The sequence below is a fragment of the Xenorhabdus thuongxuanensis genome, assembly GCF_001908095.1.
In the GTDB taxonomy this organism is placed as follows: Bacteria; Pseudomonadota; Gammaproteobacteria; order Enterobacterales; family Enterobacteriaceae; genus Xenorhabdus; species Xenorhabdus thuongxuanensis.
Window position 1 is genome coordinate 1 of sequence record NZ_MKGR01000026.1, and the last position, 7,934, is coordinate 7,934.

General features: G+C 45.2%; 5 protein-coding genes. 2 read left to right on the top strand and 3 right to left on the bottom strand.

Annotated features, from left to right (window positions below; translation table 11 throughout):
* Window positions 1-206: 206 nt before the first annotated feature.
* A complete protein-coding gene (ppa, locus tag Xentx_RS14710; protein ID WP_074021048.1) occupies window positions 207-737 on the top strand; it encodes an inorganic diphosphatase in 531 nt (176 codons plus the stop codon).
* 90 nt (window positions 738-827) lie between these two features.
* Here ppa and Xentx_RS14715 read toward each other — a convergent pair whose 3' ends face one another.
* From Xentx_RS14715 to tamA, 3 genes are read right to left on the bottom strand one after another with little or no spacing between them, the layout of a single operon-like run.
* The gene (locus Xentx_RS14715; protein WP_074021050.1) at window positions 828-1,175 is read right to left on the bottom strand and encodes a gamma-glutamylcyclotransferase family protein; all 348 of its coding nucleotides are present in this window, start codon (window positions 1,173-1,175) and stop codon (window positions 828-830) included.
* Between the two features lie 2 nt (window positions 1,176-1,177).
* Window positions 1,178-4,963: an autotransporter assembly complex protein TamB gene (gene tamB, locus Xentx_RS14720; protein WP_074021052.1), complete on the bottom strand. Its 3,786-nt coding sequence runs from the start codon at window positions 4,961-4,963 to the stop codon at window positions 1,178-1,180.
* On the bottom strand, window positions 4,960-6,702 hold the full coding sequence (gene tamA, locus Xentx_RS14725) for an autotransporter assembly complex protein TamA (RefSeq protein WP_074021053.1): 1,743 nt from the start codon (window positions 6,700-6,702) through the stop codon (window positions 4,960-4,962). The genes tamB and tamA overlap by 4 nt, the downstream gene beginning before the upstream one ends.
* A gap of 137 nt (window positions 6,703-6,839) precedes the next feature.
* On the opposite strand from tamA, the gene msrA reads away from it, so the two are divergent.
* Complete coding sequence (msrA, locus tag Xentx_RS14730; RefSeq protein ID WP_074021055.1) at window positions 6,840-7,487, top strand: peptide-methionine (S)-S-oxide reductase MsrA; 648 nt, start codon at window positions 6,840-6,842, stop codon at window positions 7,485-7,487.
* Window positions 7,488-7,934 lie beyond the last annotated feature (447 nt).

The window sequence follows — 7,934 nt, forward strand, 5'->3', positions numbered from 1 at the left end:
TTAGCTTGAACGAAGAGAAAGCCGCGTCATTTAGGCGCAGTCGGTAACATGCCCTTATAGGGCTAGAGCAAACCACCCGCTATGCGGGTGGTTCTGATTATGCTTTTAAGCCACCGCCAACCACCGAAAAATCCGAGGAATTTTGGCCTGTTTTGGCTATAATAGCCCGCACTCCATTTTGGTTTAACATTGAAGGAAACCGTTTTATGAGCCTGAATAATGTACCGGCTGGCAAAGAGCTGCCTGAAGATATTTATGTCATCATTGAGATCCCAGCAAATGCCGATCCCATCAAATATGAAGTAGACAAAGAGTCTGGTGCCCTGTTTGTAGACCGTTTCATGTCAACCGCGATGTTCTACCCATGTAACTACGGTTACATCAACAATACCCTGTCTCTCGATGGTGACCCAGTTGACGTATTGGTGCCAACACCCTACCCATTACAGCCAGGTTCTGTGATCCGCTGCCGTCCAGTTGGTGTCCTGAAAATGACTGACGAATCCGGTGAAGATGCAAAACTGGTCGCCGTTCCTCATACTAAACTGAGCAAAGAATACGATCACATCAAAGATGTGAACGATCTGCCAGAACTGCTGCGTGCCCAAATCACTCACTTCTTCGAGCACTACAAAGATCTGGAAAAAGGCAAGTGGGTTAAAGTTGAAGGCTGGGATAATGCTGAAGCCGCTAAAGCTGAGATCCTGTCTTCTTTCGAACGCGCTGCTAAAAAGTAATCCTGACAAGTAATTGCGGATTTTAATCCCAAAAAACCTCTGCCCCGACCAGGGACAGAGGTTTTTGTTTGTCTTTCGATTGTCTAATTTTTACTCTTCTTCATGGCGTTTCAGCCAGTCACCACAGGTTATCCGGTGCAACCCCTCAACAGGTAATTTGTAGAGGTAGATCCAGGCTTTGCCATACGGTGTTTCAATCAGTTCCCTTTCGTACTCCTGAGCATTTTTTTTCAACTCATCCAATTCTGTCAGGATGGATGGCGTAATACGATAAACTTCACATTCAATGGTTCCTTCGCCACGGACAACCGCCGGATAGTGCCCCAGATCATAAATTTCATAACCTGCTAATCTGTGCTCTCCCAACAATTGGGCATCCGTCATCCAGTGATGATTGCCTTGTTTTCGCCTCAGGCTGCCATAAACAATAACTCGCATCTTTAAAACTCAAACTCATAGAGCAGATCTAAAGCCTGATCAATACCAGATACCGCCTCCAGATACAATCTTGGCATCACACGATAACGTAACGTCAACGTCGCCAGAGAGTCAAAAATACCCACACCATACTTCACTTGTAAGTTGTTGGTAATTCTGCCACTGACAACTACCTGAGATTTATCACCCACACCCTGAGTATCTAAAGCCAAATCAGAGACGCCAAAAGTTTCCCCAATCTTACCGACTAATTGGCCACTCTGGGCAATCCCCAACCCAATCAGCATAGCCGCCATTTGCGAGTTGTCAGAATCCCCTTTTTCCAATCCTTCACCACGTAACAAGTAAGACAGAGCTTCCTGTTGTGATTTTACCGGATCAGAAAAAACTTCTACTTTCGGTTTATCTGCCAATCCTGTGACACGCACCCCCGCGATGATCTTGTCCGCTGTCGATTCTGGATTACGGATAGCTTCAATGTTCAACAATGGCTGATCTGGCGGGCCAGAGAACATAATGGTTCCCTTACGCACTTGCAAATCTTGCCCATAAGCATGGAAATTCCCTTCCGGGATATCAATCTGGCCATTCAGCCCCAATCCCTGCTTATCCTGAAGGACTTTCAAATTTCCTTTAAGCTGTGCCTTCAAACCAAATGCACTCAGATGCACATCATTACCAATATGAACATTTAAGTTGCTTTGAATCAAAATAGGTGATTTTTTCTTCTCGATGGGCTGGAGATTGTTATTTAGCATCACTTCATCAGCAGAAACACCTACCGCTGATTCCGGTAACTCCTGAACCGTAATACGTGCCCACGGGATATCCACATTACCGTCGAGTTTCAACAGGTTTGGTTTTGCTTCCAGCACCAAATTTGGGCTGACATCCACCTTTACCATCGGCGGGACAGTGACACGTAACTTATCACCATCGGCTGTCACTCTGGCGTACCATGCATCTAAGTTGCGCCAATCAGCATAACCATTCAGGTTGAGTTGCCCCTTAGGAGTTCTAACCATGCCATGCAAATCAGAACTAGTACCGGCAAAATGCACGGCTAACTGACCTTGGGTAATATCGAACGGAAGCCAATGGCTACTCATTTGCAGGGCATCAACGTTAAGTTGACCAAACAACAGTGGATCTTTGGCATTGCCACCAATACGTAAATTCGCATTTAATCCTCCCTCTGCTTTTTCGCCTTTATCCAAAAGGGGTTTAACCAACCCTAAGGAAAGTGCTTGAATATCGACATTACCCGCTAATTTTCGGCTACCGTCTAAATCAGCGACCTGCACATCGCCTTTTAACTGCCCATTGCCAGTCAATTTAAATAGCCATGCCAAATTAGCCTTGCCATCTGCCAGCCCTGCATGTAAGGTCAGCGTTTCAAAATTAATCGGTAATGTATTACCTTCCACAACCTGACGAACTTGTACCCCATTCCCTTGAAGGGCCACTTTTGCCTGAGGCAACTCCTGCCCTGCTGTCCATCTGATCTCCGCATTACCATTGAATAGCCCTTTAAGTTGGGTGCTTTTATCAAGGAATGGCTGGATCATAGCCAGATCAAAGCGTTCAAGTGCCACTTGTGCATGACCGCTGGTTCCTGCCTCAATAGGTTTTGAGATACAAAGATGAGCATTGGGATTAAGCCAGCAATGGGTTCCCACTATGGCCTTTTGCTGCAAGTTGAAATAATCAATGGCTATCGCCTTGCTTAAACGCCACTCACCGACAGGCGTATTAAAATCAGTATCGTTGATACTGCCTTGCCAGTGCTCCTTTTGACGATCAAAGCTGCCCTTAAGTGCCAAGTGGCCTGATACCGGTGTTCCTTCTATTTTCAGTTGTACATCATGCTTCCTTTCTGTGCCTTTCGCGTTGAGCGTCAAACTCTTGATCGTTAAATCCGCCTGCTGCAATTGCCGCACAACAACCGATAACTGGCCCTGTATCTGCTCAGCCGAACGTACATCACCTTTGATCGCGGCGCTATCCACTCTTAGCACATCCTGCCAACGTAACCCACGTGCATTCAAATCTGCCACGATTTGCGGGGTTTGCATATTGCCTCGCAATTTGACTTTACCCGTAATAAAGCCAGCCAAACCCGGCAGTAAGCCAGTTAATTGCGGTGCATTAATGTCACCATCGAGTTTCCACGCCTGATCCGTAAGCCGCCCTTGTACATTCAACGTATTATGCCCAACGGTAAGATCGAGTTGAGGAATATCCCACTGTCCCGCGGCGTTACCCGATGCTTTGCCACGCGCTTTGATAACATTCTGCTTCACATGACCATCAAGGGTAATTTCAGGTATCTGAAGCTGCCAGCTTCCTCCATACAGGCTGCCACGTACGGCTATTTGACCATCTACCCTGGCAGGCCATTCCGGCCACTGTTTGGCCGTATTGATGCCATCCAAAATGAGTCTGGCATTCCAACTAATGGCTTTGCTCCAATCAACCACGCCGGCAATATCAGCTTTCCCCTGCAAGGCCACCAAACGCAGGCGCGTTAACCTCAGCAATTCTTCATTACCTTTTGCATCCAGCATCAACGATGCTGGCGGAAGATCATTGCCCTTAATATCCGAGCGGAGGGAAAGAGCGTAGTGACTGGCTTGACCATTTAAGCGCAACTTGACGCCATCAAGCTGATATTCTGGTTTGCCTTTAAGTGGCCATTGCAGTTGATGGCTTTTCAATGTCAGACGAACAGGTAAGCCTGCTTTTGCCAATTCAGTCTGAGCATCCAAACTGGCAGCGACAGGGCCAGAAAGCTCCAATGAGAGATTAAGCTGCTGTAACAACGCACCTTTTAACGTTAAATCAATCTGTTGCCCTTTTAAGTCATCCAGATTGATATGATTTAAGTCATTGACCTTACCCTTAACCACCAGGTTAACTGGCCATTTTTCAGCTAGCTTTGCTGTCCCCCGTATCGCCAGTGAACCTTCCGGTGCCTGTACGCTTAACGTTTTTATTTCGACTGCCTGCCCATGATTGCTGGCCTGTAGCTGCAAATCGTTAATCTTGATATCGGTATCACCCGTCAAATGAAGCTGGCTACCGTGGATACCCTCCAGCGTGATATCAAGAGGAATAGGAACAGCAGGTAACTCCGCTAACAGAGGTTGGGCAAATAACGCCTTCAACGTTTCACCCAGAGGTTTTTCCACTTCGGCCTGCTGCTCAATTTTTTGCGCTGTACCGGTTTTTTCAGATGTGCTTTTTGGCAATGCCACCAGCAATCTATTAATTTCCGTAGGTTTTAATATCAGTCGTTTTTCCTGCCACTGGGCAGCCGTTTTAAACTCATCCAATGCAATAGCGATACCATCTACCTGCACATGAATATTTTTCAAAGAAAGCAAGTCTAATGAGATAGGATACGGTGTTTGCAATTCAGTCAATGGTTCTGAGTCAGTAACAGGAGCCGATGGCGGAAGTTCAGCGGTATTCACCGCAACAGTGACCCCTTCAGTTGTCAATGCATTGACGCACACCTGACTGTGTTTCAGACAGGAGAGCCGGATAGAGAGATGCAAATTATCTGCATTAACGTTAACGCCTGGCATCTGATATTTGACGCCTTTTAACGTTAAATCGCGCCAACCTCCGCTGACACTCGCAATATCCAATCCAGGAACCCAACGTGCCGCACTGTTGATCACCAAATGCAAACCAGTTTGAGTGCCAACCAGTCCGATAACTGCCACTAATAACAAGCCAACAATCAGCAGGAAAGCAATACTAACCCTTTTTGCCCACTTCATAGTTCGGCTCCTAAACCAATATAAAATTCAACATTATGACTATCTGGATCTCCAATTGGCGTTGCCAAATCAAATTTTATCGGCCCAACCGGTGACGCCCAACGCACGCCAATTCCCGCGCCAGTTTTAAATTTACTCTTTCTAATGTCATCCACCGCTTCACCGGAATCGACAAACAACGCACTCCACCAATTGCCATAAATATTGTATTGATATTCTAACGAACCAACCGCCAGCTTTGATGCCCCAACTAATTTTCCCGCACTATCTTTCGGTGAGATTTTTTGGTACTTATAGCCACGAATACTGCGATCCCCCCCTGCAAAGAAGCGGAGATCCGGTGGCACCTTGTCAAATTCACTAGTCTCTATCCAACCCAAATCTGCCCGTACCACAAAACGGTGATTCTCCCGATACGTTCTTATCCAAACATGATGAGCCTGTAATACGAGAAAATCGACATTGGACTGCCAGGTTCTATCAGAAATATCAATCGAGTAACGCTGGCTATCTCCCCAATAAGGCATTGTGCCGCCACGCTGGCGAATACGGCTAAGACTAAATCCTGGATAAAGCAGCATGGTGGTATTTGTTACGTTAGCCTGAGTAAAGTGGCTAAGGCTCCAACGCAGATTCACACTGTACTGCCAACCCGTAAAACGATCCCAATTACGGGAAAGGTTCAAGGTTGCCGTATCCGAAATGGTATCGTTAATATCTTTACGTCTATAACCTGTTTGTAGCTGATAATATTCTTCCAGTGGGTTAACTTTAAGCGGCATTTTGTAGGATGCGTCAATGATTTGATCGCGTCTAGAAAGGTTAAGGCTGGTACTCAAACTGTGTCCACGAGAATTAAGCCACGGTTTTTTCCATTTTGTCTGAACACGAGGCCCTACATCCGTTCCATAACCTCCCCCCAATTCAACATAGTTGGCAGAACGAGGCACTAAGGATGCATTTAATGGTAATAACTTATCCTTACTCTCACGCCCTAGTTTAAAATCGGGTACAACAACCGCAGAATTAAACCATCCGGTATCCACCAAACGGCGGTTAAATTCGGCTAATTGTTCAGAGGAATAGTATTCGCCTGGTTTAAAAGGAATAAGGTTATTCAGGTAAGTTTCACGAATTTGAGATCCGTAGAATGTCACTGAGCCAAAACGATAGCGTTGCCCGCTATCGAAATCAAAATCCCAAATAGATTCGTGCAGATCTTTTGCTACCCCCAACTCACTTTTTTTCATTACGGCATCAAAATAGCCTTTCTTAACCGCCAGATTCGTCAATGAACTTTTAAAATCTTCATATTCGCCGTGATTGAGTATGGTTCCGTCTTTTGGCCTATTTTTTTTAATCAGGATGGCATAGTCTTTATCTGTTTTAGCGCCTCCTTCCAAATCAACATTCACTTTGGCCACTCGCACAGGTTCACCAAGCGTTACCTTTGCAGTTAAAACAGGACGGGCAGGAGGTGTGTTCTCTTGATAGGTAAATTCAACAGTGGGATCATAATATCCTAATGGACGAAGCCCTTGTCGTATCGCTTTCTCCACACGAGAACGAAAACGGCCATCAGGAGAAACTTCATCGGTACTGATATTGGAAAGTTGCACTCTGGCATTTTTTTCTAATTCTCCAGAAAGACCTTCTAGTTTCAATCGTAAATTTGCACTATAAGCTGATGGAGTGACGATAAAGACAAAAAGCGCACCTATGAGGGAATATCGTGACACTCGAACTCCTAATATTTATCTCTCGGTTGAATAAAATTCAACAATATAAAAATGCCGTAATGAATTAATTCTGGTAAAGTTTTAACAATATACAAGCAACATATAATCATAAAACTTTGAATATACAGGAGGGAATCTTGCCAAATTCAGCCAATGAAAAACAACCTGTTTCTGCACCAGATGCTATACCGGGTAGAGCCACTCCATTAACCGTATCACCCTACCACGTCATCACACAGCATGCGATAGAGAACATTCCTGAAAATATGGAAATTGCCTATGTAGGAATGGGATGTTTCTGGGGCGTGGAGCGCCTTTTCTGGCAACAGGAAGGCATTTACACTACCTCCGTGGGTTACAGCGGCGGCACTACGCCAAACCCAACTTATGAAGAAGTGTGTACTGGATTAACGGGTCATGCAGAAGTGGTCAAGATCGTATTTGATCCAACCAAAATTACCTATTCGCAAATACTTACCCTGTTCTGGGAAAATCACGATCCCGCCCAAGGTATGCGTCAACATGGTGATATTGGTACTCAATATCGTTCCGCTCTGTACACGATTTCACCACAACAATATAAACAGGCAATTGCCAGCCGAGACCAATATCAGCAAGCGCTGGCACAAAATAACGACCAACGCACTATCACGACGGAAATTCGCGAAGCGGGACCATTCTATTTTGCCGAGGATTATCACCAGCAATATCTCCACAAAAACCCTGAAGGGTATTGTGGCTTAGGTGGTACTGGGATCTGTTTCCCACCGACACTTAGAAAATAGCTGATTGAGTTAGCCCAATGGTATGACTATTGGGCTAGCTACCTGAAATACGATCAATCAGCATCTATCCCCCCAACCAATAGCAAACCTTGATCTGTGTTATATTTATACAAATTTTCTCAAAAAATGAACGGTATTGATTTTGAACAACTGAAATCAGAAATGTTAAACACCCCAGAAGCTATCCAGGCATATAACGACGCAGACAGAGAGCTAGGTATTATAGAGTTGCTATACCAAATGCGGGAAAACGCAGGTTTGTCTAAATCAGAATTGGTCAAGACTCTCCCGATATGCTAATGCCTGCGGTGCCAATATCAATATTAAATTGAGTTATTGATAACTCACAATCAGAACCACCCGCATAGCGGGTGGTTTGCTCTAGCCCTATAAGGGCATGTTACCGACTGCGCCTAAATGACGCGGCTTTCTCTTCGTTCAAGCTAA